Source organism: Deferrisoma camini S3R1, from assembly GCF_000526155.1.
Taxonomy (GTDB): domain Bacteria; phylum Desulfobacterota; class Deferrisomatia; order Deferrisomatales; family Deferrisomataceae; genus Deferrisoma; species Deferrisoma camini.
The window spans coordinates 3,646,555-3,661,061 of sequence record NZ_JAFN01000001.1 but is presented as its reverse complement, the minus strand read 5'-3'; the positions used below and the strand labels follow the sequence as shown (position 1 = coordinate 3,661,061).

General features: G+C 71.5%; 12 protein-coding genes and 1 riboswitch. Of the genes, 8 read left to right on the top strand and 4 right to left on the bottom strand.

What is annotated here, in order from left to right; genetic code table 11:
* Positions 1-17: 17 nt before the first annotated feature.
* From DEFCA_RS22460 to DEFCA_RS0116195, 3 genes are all read right to left on the bottom strand, one after another.
* Positions 18-1,148: an NAD(P)H-dependent flavin oxidoreductase gene (locus DEFCA_RS22460; protein ID WP_025324054.1), complete on the bottom strand. Its 1,131-nt coding sequence runs from the start codon at positions 1,146-1,148 to the stop codon at positions 18-20.
* Between the two features lie 518 nt (positions 1,149-1,666).
* Positions 1,667-2,068 (bottom strand): hypothetical protein, encoded by a 402-nt coding sequence (locus tag DEFCA_RS22455; protein WP_025324053.1) that lies wholly within the window; start codon positions 2,066-2,068, stop codon positions 1,667-1,669.
* A gap of 39 nt (positions 2,069-2,107) precedes the next feature.
* The gene (locus tag DEFCA_RS0116195; RefSeq protein WP_025324052.1) at positions 2,108-2,866 is read right to left on the bottom strand and encodes an RsmE family RNA methyltransferase; all 759 of its coding nucleotides are present in this window, start codon (positions 2,864-2,866) and stop codon (positions 2,108-2,110) included.
* 410 nt (positions 2,867-3,276) lie between these two features.
* On the opposite strand from DEFCA_RS0116195, the gene DEFCA_RS0116190 reads away from it, so the two are divergent.
* From DEFCA_RS0116190 to DEFCA_RS20985, 7 genes are all read left to right on the top strand, one after another.
* A complete protein-coding gene (locus DEFCA_RS0116190) occupies positions 3,277-4,191 on the top strand; it encodes a DMT family transporter (RefSeq protein ID WP_025324051.1) in 915 nt (304 codons plus the stop codon).
* A 75-nt stretch (positions 4,192-4,266) separates the two neighbouring features.
* On the top strand, positions 4,267-6,204 hold the full coding sequence (selB, locus tag DEFCA_RS0116185; RefSeq protein ID WP_025324050.1) for a selenocysteine-specific translation elongation factor: 1,938 nt from the start codon (positions 4,267-4,269) through the stop codon (positions 6,202-6,204).
* A 402-nt stretch (positions 6,205-6,606) separates the two neighbouring features.
* On the top strand, positions 6,607-6,969 hold the full coding sequence (locus DEFCA_RS0116180; protein WP_025324049.1) for a TraR/DksA family transcriptional regulator: 363 nt from the start codon (positions 6,607-6,609) through the stop codon (positions 6,967-6,969).
* Positions 6,970-7,033: 64 nt separating this feature from the next.
* Positions 7,034-8,371: a tetratricopeptide repeat protein gene (locus DEFCA_RS0116175; protein ID WP_025324048.1), complete on the top strand. Its 1,338-nt coding sequence runs from the start codon at positions 7,034-7,036 to the stop codon at positions 8,369-8,371.
* Complete coding sequence (gpmI, locus tag DEFCA_RS0116170; RefSeq protein WP_025324047.1) at positions 8,368-9,909, top strand: 2,3-bisphosphoglycerate-independent phosphoglycerate mutase; 1,542 nt, start codon at positions 8,368-8,370, stop codon at positions 9,907-9,909. Before DEFCA_RS0116175 ends, gpmI begins: the two co-directional genes overlap by 4 nt.
* Positions 9,906-10,724: a double zinc ribbon domain-containing protein gene (locus tag DEFCA_RS0116165; RefSeq protein ID WP_025324046.1), complete on the top strand. Its 819-nt coding sequence runs from the start codon at positions 9,906-9,908 to the stop codon at positions 10,722-10,724. Before gpmI ends, DEFCA_RS0116165 begins: the two co-directional genes overlap by 4 nt.
* A gap of 97 nt (positions 10,725-10,821) precedes the next feature.
* Positions 10,822-11,826 (top strand): peptidoglycan DD-metalloendopeptidase family protein, encoded by a 1,005-nt coding sequence (locus DEFCA_RS20985; protein WP_025324045.1) that lies wholly within the window; start codon positions 10,822-10,824, stop codon positions 11,824-11,826.
* Between the two features lie 12 nt (positions 11,827-11,838).
* Here DEFCA_RS20985 and DEFCA_RS0116155 read toward each other — a convergent pair whose 3' ends face one another.
* Entirely contained in the window at positions 11,839-13,125 is a 1,287-nt protein-coding gene (locus DEFCA_RS0116155; RefSeq protein ID WP_025324044.1) for an HD-GYP domain-containing protein, read from the bottom strand.
* Between the two features lie 175 nt (positions 13,126-13,300).
* Positions 13,301-13,482, top strand: a riboswitch (cobalamin riboswitch).
* Between the two features lie 133 nt (positions 13,483-13,615).
* Here DEFCA_RS0116155 and DEFCA_RS0116150 point away from each other — a divergent pair.
* Positions 13,616-14,497 (top strand): sirohydrochlorin cobaltochelatase, encoded by an 882-nt coding sequence (locus DEFCA_RS0116150; RefSeq protein ID WP_025324043.1) that lies wholly within the window; start codon positions 13,616-13,618, stop codon positions 14,495-14,497.
* Positions 14,498-14,507 lie beyond the last annotated feature (10 nt).

The window sequence follows — 14,507 nt, the reverse complement described above, 5'->3', positions numbered from 1 at the left end:
GGTGCCTGGAGGATGCCTCAGGCGTTGACCGCCTGGGGCAGGGTGACGGGCTTCGCCCCGACCAGCTCGGCCATGAGCTCGGCCACGGGAAGGATCCGGTCCACCCGCGGCGCGTTCGCCCCCACGGTGTAGAGGGGGGGCTCCTCGCCGGTATTGTATCCCGCCGAGCTCAGCAGCCCGTTGCAGATGCAGAAATACCGGCCCTGCTCCCGCACGGCCAGGCACCCGTGGGGCCCTCGCAGGTACCCCTTGTCGCACCGCACCCGCAAGGCTCCGCCCGCGGCCAGCCGGTACATGGTGGAGGACCGGAGCACCCGAAACGGCAGCCCGCAGGGGCTTCCGGGCTCCATCGCCACCTCCACGTCCTGGGCCGTGCTCGCCACCACAGCCCGCTTGTAGGCCGGAGAGGCGCTGCTCTCCTCGGTGACGAGGAACCGGGTGCCCAGCTGGACGGCTGCCGCGCCGCGGGAGAGCATGGCCTCTACGTCGGCCCGGTCGAAGATCCCCCCGGCCGCGATCACGGGAATGCCCCCCTGGCGCCGGGCCTCGGCCAGCACCTCGTCCAGGAGCACCTCCAGCCGGTGGGCGGGGTCCTCCACCTCCTGGGCCGTCTTCCATCCCAGGTGCCCGCCGGCCAGGGGCCCTTCGACCACCACGGCGTCGGGCCGGCGGCCCGCCGCGGCCCAACGCCTCCCCAACACCCGCAGGGCCCGGGCCGAGGACACGATCGGGATCAGGGCCACCTCATCCGCCCGGGGGTGGCCGGCCACCACGTTCGGAAGGGAAAGGGGCAGCCCCGCTCCGGACACGATGGCGTCCACCCCCCCGTCCAACGCCCCCAGCACGCTGTCGGCGTAGGCCCCCTGGATCGCCACCATCACATTGATCGCCACCGCCCCCCGGCCGCCGGAAAGGCGCTTCGCCTCGGCCACCTCGATGGCAGCGGCCTCCCTGGCCCCCACCTCCCGGCCGATCCGTCGGGTCACCAGGCGGTCCAAACAGGCGCTCGACACCGTGCCCATTCCTCCCTCCCGGGCCACGGCTCCGGCCAGGGGGGCCAACGACACCCCCACCCCCATTCCTCCCTGTACGATGGGACGGTCACAGTGGACTCGACGGACGACAAACGGGGGAAACTGCGTGCTCACGAAGACTCCTTGTGTTGCTGACCCCTCACCCCAGTGGGGGGTCCTACGAAAAAAGGAGAGGCCGGCGACCTCTCCTTCACACCCGATCTTGGGATTGTGGGAACCCGACCTGCCGCTCGACGCCGATGGAACGACGTTCGTCTCGCACGGTACCCCACCCGCCGGGGCGGGGTCAAGGAAAAGGAAACATTCCGGTCGCTGGTCGTCAGTCGCTGGTCCTCGGTGTGGGGCCTTCGGCCCGCTAGGCTGCCCGTGTACCGTTTCGCAAAACCGTATGCGGATTGCTTCGGTGGGGCTGGGGGCTCCGACGAAGCGCGACGGCGGGCCAGCTCGGGCCGCCCCTGCGAGGCCGTTCAGCAAAGGAGGGGCCTCCAGCCCCACCCCTTGAGAAAACAACGAAATCTCGGAAACGCGACACGAGAGCCCGCTGGGGCTTACCGGGTGCTTATCAGGCCTTCGCCAAGAGAGTATCGTTCGCCCGGTACCCGCCCGAACCGACGATGGACGGGCCCCCTTTCTCAGGAGTCCTGCTTTTCGTCGGCGAACAGGTCTCCGAAGTCCAGGTCCAGGAGCCCGTCGTCCTCCTCTCCGGCCTCCTCTTGTTCCACCTCCTCGTACTGGGTGCGCTCCACCACGTCTTCGAACGACTCCTCGAAGTCCAGGCCTGCCAGGAGATCCTCGCCCCCCTCCGCCTCCCCCTCGGCGGCGAGGTCCACCGCCTCGATCTCCTCGCCGGCGGTCACGAACCCCTCGGCCTCCGTGGGCTCCTCCGCCGGCGGGCCGGCGGGCAGCCGCACACGGTCTTCGGGGCGGACCACGATCAACCCCAGAAGGGCCCGGGCGTCCCGAAGGTCGGTGCCGCACCGGCGGCACTCGTCCAGGTGGTCGAAGCTGATGTAACCGCACTTCGGGCATTTCATGGCGCTGTCCTCCGATCCGCCGGGCATCTCTGGGGCAACCTACCACCCCGGGGCCCGGCCCACAAGATCGCCCCATCGGGCCTGGGCCAACGCCGCACCCACCACGGCCGCGGTGTCGGCCCTGAGGATCCTCGGCCCCAGCCCCATCGTCACGAACCCGGCCGCCGTCAGACGCTCGAGGTCCTCGGGGGCCCACCCTCCCTCCGGGCCCGACGCCAGCACCACCCGGGCCGGCCGGAGCGACGGCCACGGATCGCGGCCCCGGCGTTCCGCCCACACGATCCGGACCTCACCCGGACGAGGCGGCCCCAGAGTCTCCAGGGCCTCGGCCAGGTCCACGGGAGGCTTCACCACCGGCACCCGCCCCCGTTCGCACTGCTTGGCGGCCGCGGCAACGATCCGGCTCCACCGGTCCACCTTGGCGGCCCGGCGGTCCTCCCGCAGCCGAGGTACCGTACGGCCCGTGTACACGGGAAGGAACCGGGCCACTCCGAGCTCGGTGCCCTTCTCCAGCACTCCCTCCCAGCGCTCCCCCTTGGGAAGGGCCACCAGGAGCTCCAGGTCGAGGGTCGGCTCGTTGCCGGGCAACCTCGACAGCCCGGCCACCCACACCTCTGTCTCTGCCTCCGCCCGCTCCACGACGCCCGACCACCGGCCGCCGACCCCGTCGAACACCTGGACCCTCTGGCCCGGCCGCAGCCGGAGCACCCGGCTCATGTGCCGGGCCTCGGCACCCCGCACGACGGCCCGCCCGGCCTCCTCGTCCACGTCCTGTGCATTCACCCGGAACTGGGGCATCTGGCTCCTCCTTTCGGCCGGCCGTCCCGCCGGCTTGAACCCCTCGGGCTCCGCCCCTGCCGAGCGGGCCGTGTCCGGATCGGCTATATTATCAACCCGGCTGACAAACAGGCGCTACCGCTCCCTGCTCGGGGACAAGGGACCTGCCGGGCGCGGCCCCTTAGCTCGCCGCGCAGCGCCTCTGACGCTCGGACCGCGAGACGGTTTGGATCCCACCGAGTTGTCATGAAATCAGCTCTTCGGTCCTGTGCCTGCGCGGCGGATCTCAATGCCTGGCTTCGCGCCCGGCCGGAGGCAGGTCCCTTGCCCCGCCCCTCGAGGAGGCGCGTCTATTTTGTCGCCGAGTTAACAGCATCGATCCGACAGCCGCGCCGCGCCGGCAAGCGCTTCCCCCCACGACGGAGGCTCCCTTGGGCAGATGGACGGACTACCTTTTCGTGAACGCGGCCACCCTCCTCTGGGCGGGCAACGTGGTTCTGGGGCGGGCCCTTCGGGAGGCGGTGGGCCCGTGGACCCTGGCGGCGGCGCGGGGAGTCATTGCGTCGGTCCTGTTCGCGGCGCTGCTGTGGCGCAGGGGGGGCACCCACCAACCCCTCCGGCCGGCGGACCGCTGGCTCGTGGCCGCCATGGCACTGAGCGGGGTGGTGGGGTTCCAGGTGCTCCTGTACGCGGGCCTGCGGAGCACCACCGCGGTGAACGCGGGCCTGGTGAACGCGGCAGGCCCCCTGGCCACGGTGCTGCTGGCCCGGATGCTCGTGGGCACGCCCTTGGCCCGGCGGCACGTGGTGGGAGCCGTGGTGAGCCTGGTGGGGGTGGCCGTGATCCTCTCCCAGGGGTCCTGGCAGACCCTGGCCCGGCTGCGGTTCAACCCCGGCGACGTGCTGGTGCTCGGCGCCGTGATCTGCTGGGCCCTCTACTCCATCGCCGGCCGCAAGCTCCTGGAACGCCACCCCACGGTCTGGGTCACGGCCACCTCCACGGTGCTCGGGGCCCTGGTCCTCGTGGGGCCGGCCGGGTGGGAGTGGACCCGCACGCCCCCGGCATGGTCGCCCGGCGTGGTGGCGGCGCTGCTCTACATCGGAGCCGGGCCCTCGTTCCTGGCCTTCCTGGCATGGAACGAGGGCGTGCGCCGCCTGGGCCCTTCCGGAGCCATGGCCTTCTACAACACCCTACCCCTCTACGCCGGCCTCGTGGCCGCGGTCGCCCTGGGGGAGCTCCCGGGACCGGCCCAGTGGGCCGGCGGGGTCCTGGTCGTGGGCGGGTGCCTCCTCGCCGCGGTCGGATCCGACCGGACCCGACCGTCCCGGCGATCCCGGCTTGCTTGAAGGGCCGGGGGCCCTCTGCTAGCATCCTACGATCTTTTTCCGGGGGATCCGTTCCCCAGTGTTCGATGGGGTTCCATGCGCGACGCACCTCGTCTCACCCTCGGCACGGCAGGGCACATCGACCACGGGAAGACCTCCCTGGTCCGGGCCCTCACCGGCACCGACACGGATCGTCTCAAGGAGGAGAAGGAGCGGGGCATCACGATCGAGCTCGGGTTCGCCCACCTCGAGCTCCCCGGCGGCACCGGCTTGTCGGTGGTGGACGTGCCGGGTCACGAGCGGTTCGTCAAGAACATGGTGGCCGGCGCGGCCGGGATCGACCTGGTGCTGCTGGTGGTGGCGGCCGACGAGGGGGTGATGCCCCAGACCCGAGAGCACCTGGACATCTGCCGGCTCCTCGGGGTGCAGCACGGTCTCGTGGCCCTGACCAAGGCCGATACGGTGGACCCAGACTTTCTGGAGCTGGCCCGGGACGACGTGGAGCAGGCCGTGCAGGGCACGTTCCTGGAAGGTGCGCCGATCGTGCCGGTGAGCTCGGTGACCGGTGAGGGGCTCGACGTGCTGCTGCGCGAGCTCGACTCCCTGGCGTCCCGGGTGCCCCCGCGGGGCAGCCGGGGCGTGTTCCGCCTGCCGGTGGACCGGGTGTTCACGATTCGGGGGTTCGGCACGGTGGTCACGGGCACCGTGATCTCCGGCTCGGCCCGGCGCGACGACGAGGCCGTGGTCCTGCCGGCCGACCGGGGGACCAAGATCCGGAACATCCAGGTGCACGGCCGCGACGCCTCCAAGGCGGTGGCCGGTCAACGGGCGGCCCTCAACCTGGCGGGCCTGGACGTGGGGGACCTGGAGAGGGGGGTCACCGTGGCCCACCCCGGCACCCTTGCCCCCACCCGCATGGTGGACGTGCATCTGGAGCTCCTGCCGGGGGAGCCCCGGCCGCTGGCGGACCGGGCCCGGGTCCGGCTCCACGTGGGCACCCAGGAGGTGCCGGTGGTGGTGGCTCTCCTCGAAGGCGACCAGCTGGCGCCGGGGGAGGCGGCCTACGCCCAACTGCGCAGCGCCGAGTGGATCGTCACCTGCCCCGGGGACCGTTTCGTCCTGCGGTCCTTCTCCCCGCCCCGCACACTGGGGGGCGGGGTGGTGCTGGACCACCAGCCCCGCCGGCACCGGGGCAAGCGGCCCGACACGGTCCGGTCCCTCGAGGTGCTCCACAGGGGGGAGCCCGGGGAACGGCTCGGAGCGTTCCTCGCGGCCCGGGGGTACCGGGGGCTGACCCCGCAGGAGGCCCAGGTGGCCCTGGGGACCACCCTGGAGGAAGCTCGGAACCAGCTCCAGGCGGTGGTTCGGTCGGGGGTGGCCCGGGTGACCGACCGCAAGACCCAGCGCCACCACCACCGGGCCGTGGTGGACGAGCTGGCCGAAAAGGCGTTGGGCCTCCTGGCGAGGTTCCACGCCGAGAACCCCTTGCGCCGGGGGCTGGGTCGGGAGGAGCTACGGGGAAGGCTGCCCCGCCACGCCGACCCGAAGCTGGTGGAGTACGTGCTGGGGGACCTGAACGCCCAGGGCCGCATCGCGGCCGAGGGCAACATCGTGCGGCTGGCCGAGTTCGTGCCCCAGCTCGACGCCGGGGACGAGGAGGCCCGCTCCCGCATCCTGGGGATGCTTGGCAGGCGGCGGTTCGAAGGACCGACCCAGGCCGAACTCGCCTCGGAGCTCGGCCTGGACGAACGGACGATCCGGCCGGTGGTGGAATACCTGGTGGAGCAGGGCGCCGTTCACCGCACCAAGGAGGGGTATCTGTTCCGGGTCGAGGACCTAGACGCCCTGGCCGCCCACGTGGTGGAGCTGTTTCGCCGGCAGCCGGAGATCGGGGTGGCCGACATCAAGGCCTTCACGGGAACCACCCGCAAGTACACGATTCCGCTGCTCGAGTACCTGGACGGCCGAAGGGTCACCGTGCGCCGCGGCGACGTGCGGGTGCCCGGGCCGCGGGCCCGGGAAGGGGGGGCGTAGTGTCGGAGGCCCGAGGTTACCGTGGAACTCCGGCAGGCCGCGAGGCGGCCTGTTTGCGGGGTACAAACTTCGCGTAAGTGTCGGCCCGAGCGTTGCGTGTGGGGCATGGGGTCTACCTCCGGCCGGGCGCGAAGCCGAGCGTTGAGATTCGCCGCGCAGGCACAAGACACGGGAGCTGGTTTCATCACAGCTGCGTGCAAGGGGTACCATTTCGCGGTCCAGACGCTGGAGGCACTGCGCGGCGAGCATAGGAGCCGCGCCCGGCTCTCCGGCAGACCCCATGCCCGCCGGGCCTGTGACTTGGGCCTGCTCGAAACGCTAGGAGAAATGAGGTGGTTAGCCTTCTAGCCTCCTAGCCTTCCAGCGGGCCAAAGGCCCAAAGTTACCGGGGAGGAGATCGCGATGGATCCGAAGGAACTGCAGACCTGGAAGGAGCGGCTCCTGGCGCTCCGGGACGAGCTGGCCGGAGAGGTGGAGGAGCTCAAGCAGGAGAGCTTCTCCCTGGGGACCGACGCGGTTCAGGACGTGGCCGACGATGCGGCCGTCACGTACAACCGGCAGGTGCTCCTGAACCTGAGCGAACGGGAGAGGGAGCAACTGCGCATGATCGAGGAGGCCCTGGAGCGCATAGAGCAGGGCAGCTTCGGGGTGTGCGAGGACTGCGGCGAACCCATCCCGCGGGCGCGGTTGGAGGCGGTCCCCTGGGCCACGTTGTGCGTCGAGTGCAAGTCCCTGCGGGAACGGGAAGGGGAGGCCTCGGGTTGATCCTCCCCTCGGTCCGGCCTCGTCACCACACCGAGGGGCGGCTGGCCCCGGAAGGGATGGCGGCGTGAAGAACAAACTGGCGGTAGTCGCGGTCGTCCTGGCCTTGCTGGCCTTCGGGTACGTGTTCACCCTGAACCCGGGGCCGGTGGAGTTTCAGATCTACCCCGGCACCCGGGTGACAACCAGCGTCGCCCTGGTGCTCTTTCTGTTCTTCCTGGCCGGGTTCGGAACGGCCATGCTGTTGAGCGCGTTCCGTGAGGCGATGCGCTCCCTCGGGTTCTGGCGCCACCGCAAGGCGGACGAGCGCCGGGCCGAGGCCCGGGCCCTGCTCTTGGCCGGCCGGGCCGAGGCGGCCCTGGGGCGTACCCGCAAAGCCCGCCGGTTTCTGCGCAGGGCCTGGCGGAAGGCCCGGGACGAGGCCCTGGTGGCCCTGGAGATGGCCCGGGTGGAGCTGGCCGAGGGCCGAACCGACCAGGCGGAACGGATCCTCAGGGACCTGCTGGCCCACGACCCCGGCAGTGCCGAGGCGCTGGTTCTGATGGTCGAGGTCTACCGCAGGCGCGGCGACTACGAGGGCCAGATCGCGGCCCTGCGGCGCTGGCTCGAAAAGGACCCCGACCACCCCGAGGCCCTTGCCAGGCTCCGCGACCTGTACCGGGACCGGGCCAACTGGGGCGAGGCCGTGAGGGTCCAGGAGCGGCTGGCCGCAAAGGCCCGGGACCGGGCCGAGAAGGAGCGCGCCCGCAAGGAGCTCGTGGAGCTCCGGTTCCGCCGGGCCACGTCGGGCCCCGCCGGCCCCGACAAGGAGCAGCTCCAGGAGCTCGTCCGGTCCGAGCGCGAGTTCGCCCCCGCCTACCAGGCGCTGGGAGAGGCCCTCCAGGCCGGGGGGAACCCGGACGCCGCCGTCGAGACCTGGCTCCGGGGCTATCAGGCCACCGGCCAGGCAGGGCTCCTGCTGCGCGCCCTGGAAGAGCGCAAAGCCCAGGGGCGGGCCAAGGATCTGATCAAACCCCTCAAGAAACTGAGCCGCAAGGGCGCCTCCGCCCCCCTGTTCCTCGCCCGGCTCCTGCTGGACCTGGAGGAGAACGAGGAGGCGCTGGCGCTGCTGGACCGCCTCCCAGCGCCGGTGGCGGGGACCCGGATCGCCCGGGCGCTGCGGGCCGAGGCCCTGTACCGGGCCCGGTCCTTCGATCTGGCGGCCCGGGAGTTCCGGGCGGCCGTGACCGGCGAGGGGCCGGCCGCCCCCGGATTCGCGTTCGCGTGCTCGGCCTGCGGACGCCGGACGGGCGTGTGGAACGCGGCATGCCCGGGGTGCTCGGCCCTGGACACCCTGGTGCTCGACCTGGAGGCGTTCCCTCCCCGCACCGAGACGGCCCTTGCGGCGGCCGGGAGCGTCCCATGAGACCCGTGGCCCTGATCATCCTGGACGGCTGGGGCTTCCGGTCCGAGCGTGCCCACAACGCCGTGGCCGGCGCCCGCACCCCCCACCTGGACCGCCTGTTCGCCGAGGCGGCCTGGACCACCCTGGGCGCCTCGGGCATGGACGTGGGGCTGCCCGACGGGCAGATGGGCAACTCCGAGGTGGGTCATCTGAACCTGGGGGCAGGCCGCATCGTCTATCAGGACTACACCCGCATCAACCTGGCCATTCGCGACGGGAGCTTCTTCGACAACCCGGTCCTGGTGGACTCGTGCCGCCGGGTCAAGGAGACGGGTGGGGCCCTGCACCTGTTGGGCCTCCTCTCCGACGGCGGGGTGCACAGCCACCAGGAGCACCTCTACGCCCTCGTGGAGCTGGCGAAACGGCAGGGGCTCGACAGGGTGTTCGTCCACGCCTTCCTCGACGGCCGGGACACCCCTCCCCAGAGCGGCATCGGGTACCTGGAGCACCTGGAGGCCCAGCTCGCGGACAAGGGGGTGGGCCGAATCGCCACGGTCACCGGGCGGTACTACGCCATGGACCGGGACAACCGGTGGGACCGGGTGGAGAAGGCGTGGGACGCCCTGGTGCGCGGCCGAGGGGCCCCGGCGCCCTCGGCCACCGAGGCCGTGAGAGCGGCCTATGCCCTGGGCCAGACCGACGAGTTCGTCGAGCCCCGGGTGATCGTGGACGGGGCCGGAGAGCCGGTGGGCCGGGTGGCCGACGGCGACGCGGTGGTGTTCTTCAACTTCCGCGCCGACCGCGCCCGGGAGCTCACCCGGGCCTTCACCGAGCCGGGGTTCGAGGCGTTCGACGTCTCGGACCGGCCCCGACTCGCGGGGTTCGCCACCTTCACCCTGTACGACGAGACCTTCGACCTGCCGGTGGCGTTCCCGCCGGAGCACCTAAGCGAGATCTTCGGGCAGGTGGTGTCGGACGCGGGCCTGAAACAGCTTCGCATCGCCGAGACCGAGAAGTACGCCCACGTGACCTACTTCTTCAACGGCGGCGAGGAGACCCCCTTCCCCGGGGAGGACCGGGTCTTGATCCCCAGCCCTCGCGAGGTGGCCACCTACGACCAGAAACCCGAGATGAGCGCCTTTGCCGTGCGGGACCGGCTGGTCCAGGAGATCGGGCGCCGCGCCTACGACCTGATCGTGGTGAACTTCGCCAACCTCGACATGGTGGGGCACACCGGCGTGTACGAGGCCGCGGTCCGCGCCGTGGAGGCGGTGGACTCCTGCGTGGGCGACGTGGCCGCGGCCCTGCGGGCCAACGGCTACGCGTTCCTGATCACCGGCGACCACGGCAACGCCGAGGAGATGTGGGACCCCGCCACCGGCCAGCCCCACACGGCCCACACCTGCAACCGGGTGCCCTGCGTGCTGGTGGACCCCGACCGCCCGGGCCTGCGGCTCCGGCGGGACGGTCGGCTGGCCGACGTGGCCCCCACCCTCCTGCGGATCCTGGGGCTTGCCAAGCCCGACCCCATGACCGGCGAGGACCTCGTGGAGGGGTGAGCCTCCGGTGGGCCCGCGCGGTCGCGGAGGCGGCCCGGGGGCTGGTGGACCTGTTCCTCCCGTCCCTGTGTCCCCTGTGCGGCCGGAGGCGGCCCGAGACGGGCTCCCGTCCCCTGTGCCCGGCGTGCGCGGGCCGCCTCCGGCCTCCGGCAGAGCCTTGGTGCCCGGTGTGCGCGGTGCCTTTTCCGGGGACCGGCCCGTCCCATCCTTGCCCCCGGTGCCGCGAGGACCCTCCCCCCTTTCACCGCTTGCGCGCCCGGGCCCTGTACGAGGGAGCCGCGGCCGACCTGATCCAGGCGATGAAGTTCTCGGGCCGATTGGAGGTTCGATCCGCGCTGGTGGACCTGGCGGTTCAGGCCGCCCTGGAGCACTACGCCGACGCCCCCTACGCCGCGGTGGTGCCGGTCCCTCCCGCCCCGGCCGCGCTCAGGAGGCGGGGGTTCGATCTCCCCGGCATCCTCTCCCGGGGGCTCGCCCGGCATCTTCGGGCCCCGTGGCGGCCCCACGCCCTGAGCAAGGATCCCGGGGCCCCCGAGCTGCTGGGGCGCGGCGCGGCCGCCCGGCTCCGGATCGCGGCCCGGGCCTACCGGCCGGCCGAGCCGCTCACGGGGCCCGTGCTCCTCGTGGACGACGTGGCCACGACCACGGCCACGGCCCGGGCGTGCGCCCGGGCCTGCCGGGAGGCCGGCGCCGACCGGGTCGACGTTCTGGTGCTGGCCCGAACCCCCACGGCCGGGTCCCCCGTGCCGGGGGCTACCGGTCCGGAGATTGCAGAGATTGCAAGAGACCCGGCCGGGCACGGGCGACCGGGTTGAGACCCGATCACGCCCTGTGGTACACGGTGCAGACGTTTTTTTCCGCCTCCGCCCCCCGCGGAAGATCGCCGCGGCGGGCCGTTTCCAGGGGACGTTCATGAAGAGGGATTCCGGTTTCGTAACCATCGAGTGGACCTCGGGGGTCTCGGGAGAGACCAACCGCTTGACCCTGTCTCGACGGATCCTCCTGCTGGGGCTCGGGGGTCTTCTGGCAGCCGGCTTGGCGGCCGTGGTGGGCACGGCCACGGCGGTGCGGCTCCACAGCGAGACCGCCACCCTCAGGGCTCAGCTGGCCGAGCTCACCCGCCAGCGCGACGACCTGACCCAGCGGCTCGCCACGGCCGAGGAGGAGCTGGAGAGCGTGAGGGAGGGCATGGCCCGGGTCCGGGCGGAGGAGGCGAAGATCCGCTCCTGGCTCGGGCTTCAGGGCGAGGGGGAGGAAGAAGGGAAATCGCAGGACCAAAGCAGCCCGGCCGGCGGGCAGGGCAGCCTGGGAGACGTGGATCTGGACGCCGTGGCCCCGGCCGACCGGACCGCCCAGGCCGACGAGGGGGCCGAGGAGGGCCCGTCCCCCGCGGGCCTGACCTCCCAGGTGGAGGCCCTGGCCGACGATCTGACCGACCTGGCCCGGGCCGTGGAGGCCCAGAAGCGCTCGTGGGACGCGATCCCGGCCATCACCCCCGTGGCCGGGGAGCACTGGATCAGCTCGGGGTTCGGCTGGCGGCGGAGCCCGTTCACCGGCAAGCGCGAGTTTCACAACGGCGTGGACATGGCCGGGCGGGAGGGCACCCCCATCGTGGCGCCGGCCGACGGCCGGGTGGTGCGGGTGGTGCGGGACGTCAACCTGGGCCGGGGCGTCACCATCGACCACGGAAACGGCATCCGCACGATCTTCGGCCACATGGCCAAGGTGCTGGTCAAACGGGGTCAGCGGGTCCGCCGGGGCGACCGGATCGGGCTCATGGGCTCCACCGGCCGCCGCTCCACCGGCCCCCATCTGCACTACTCCGTCAAGGTGGACGGCAAGTACGTGAACCCCCGGCACTACATGTTGGACCGGAACCGTCCGCCCTACACCGTGGCCAAGGGGGCTCGCCGCTGAGGACGCCCCCCCTCACCCGACGTGCCGCTTGGGTTCGTCGGGCGGCAGGAACCTTCGGTACTCTTCGTCGGCCGCCGTCTGGGCGGCGATGCGGGCGGCGTTGATCTCGTCGTACCGGCGTTCGAGCATCACCACCACCGACCGATCCAGACTTCTTCTCTCGGCCATCCTTTGAAGGACCCGAAGGGCCTCCCCTTTGGCCATGCCCGCCCGGTAGGGCCGGTCCTCGGTGACGGCCGTGAACACGTCGGCAACGGCCATGATCCGTGAGCCCAGCGACAGGTCCTCGCCCCGGTGGTGGAACGGGTACCCCGTGCCGTCGATCCGCTCGTGGTGGAACGCGCCCCAGGCGTTGATGGTCTCCAGGTCGCGGATCGGCTCCAGGATGCGGTAGGTGTGGAAGGTGTGGCTGCGGATGATCCCCAGCTCTCCCCCGGTGAGCGGACCCGGCTTCTCCAACACCTCCACGGGCACGGCCAGCTTGCCCAGGTCGTGCAGGTGGCCCGCCACCCGCATCATGAGACACTCCCGGTCGGAGAAGCCGGCCTCCCGGGCCAGGGCCTCGGCGCTCACGGCCACCCCAACGGAATGGGTGGCCGTGAACCGGCTCCGGAAGTCGATGATCTGCCGGAACAGGTTCGACAGGCCCAGAAGTCCCCGGAGCCCAAGCTCGGTGGTCTCGAGCCCCACCATGCTCCGCAGCACACCGCCCGGCGAGTTGGAGGCCGCGTCGAGCCAGAAGTACTCCTTCACGGCCAAGGAGCGAAACACCTCCACCAGCTCGGGGGAGAACAGGGTGCCCGAACGTTCTTCGATCTTCTCGCAGATCCCCCTGACCTGACCCAGGGTCTCCTCCCCGTCCCGGATCAGCACGGCCACCCGGTCCGCCAGGTGCAGGATATGGCTCTCCAGCGGGACGTCCTCCCCCACGGCGTCCGAAACCTCCCCACGGGTGTCCCAGTGCACGTGGTGGTGACGCACGAGCCGGGCCACCGCCCCCAGGGGCTCGAAGCTCCGGAGGAGCAGGTACCCGAGCTCGGCATGCTCGAACGGATCCTCCACGTCGAACCGCAGCGCGTCGAGCCGCTCCCGCAGGGACAGGGCCCCGCTGTCGTGGAGCGAGCCGGCCATCACCAGCTCCCTCAGCCGCTCGGGCGGAAGGCCGATCTCCGCGCCGATGCTGAACGCAATGTAGGCCACCCGCTCGTGGTGGTTGACCAGCGATGGGCAGACCAGATCCATGGCCTTCGAGAGGCACTCGATCAGGTCGAACAGTTGGACGCGGGGTTCTTTGATCATTCTCTCTTTTCCTGCCCCCCCTTCCTGGGTGGGACCTATGGTGAGACCCCGGCCATCCTCCTCTGCCCGGTGCCGCTGGGAAACGTTTCGGTTCCGGCACGGGAGAACTTGAACCGGCCCCCCCTGCAGTCCCGCTTGACACGGCGCCCGGTTTCCCCTATAAACCGGCGAACAATTTCATAGGACGCGCGCCGGTGCCCGAGAGGGCTGAAAAGGGAAGAGGGGTGAGAATCCCCCGCGGACCCGCCGCTGTGAGCGAGGACGAAGGACCACGACGCCACTGGCCGGATGCGGCTGGGAAGGCGGTCCTGAGGACGAATCGCGAGCCAGAAGACCTGCCGGCGTAGCAGCCCACCGCAACTCCCCGGGGCATGGGAGGGTGGGGAATCCGATGGCGCTTTGAATACGGAAAGCCCGCACTTCGTCGTGCGGGCTTTTTTCGTGGCCGCGGCTGCCCCTCCCCTGTCTCCGGGACCCGGGAGGACGCGCCGTGAGCCCGAGAACGACAGTTCGTGGACCCGTCTGTCCGGTTCGGGGAGCCCGCCCCGACGGCCGGGAGCCGACCGCTCCCGCCGTCCTGATCGTGGCCTTTGGGACCACTACCCGGGCCTCCCTCACCTTCTCCTTCCTCGACCGCGAGCTCTGCCGAAGGCTTCCCGGCCACGAGATCCGGTGGGCCTACGCCTCCGACCGGATCCGAAAGAAGCTCAACACCGGCCGCTCCCCGGAAACCCGGCTTCGCAGCGTACCCGAGGCCCTGGCCGAGCTGCAGGCCGACGGGTTCACCCGGGCCGTGGTCCAGCCCCTCTACGTGGTCCCCGGCGAGATGTACGACCGGCTCCTGGCCACGGTGGCCGGCTTTCCCGGGCTCCGTACGGAGGTGGGGGGCACCTTGCTCCACCGTTGGAAGAGCCTCCACCGTCTCCTCGGCGCCCTGTCCCACGACTTCCTGCCCCCGGACGAGGGATGCAACGTGTTGGTGGCCCACGGCACCCCCTCCACGGCCTCCGGTGCCAACGCCGTCTATCTGGGCCTAGAACGGACGCTGGCGCGTCACCACCCCAACACCTATCTGGGAATGGTGGAGGGCGTGGTGCCCCCCGACGACACGCTGACCGCTGCCCTGGTCCACCCCGGAGAACGGGTGCGGTTCATCCCGCTCATGGTCGTGGCCGGCGACCACGTCATGAACGACGTGATGGGAGAGAACGGCAAGGGGAGCTGGCGCTCCGAGCTGGAGGCGGCCGGCAAGCGGGTGGACGTGCCCACCGTCCGGTTCGGTGACTCCGAGCTGTACCGAGGGCTCGGCTTCGTGCCCGAGGCGGTGGCCGTGTTCGTCGACGAGATCCAAACGGCCATGGACCGCCTGTAGGTCCGGAGAT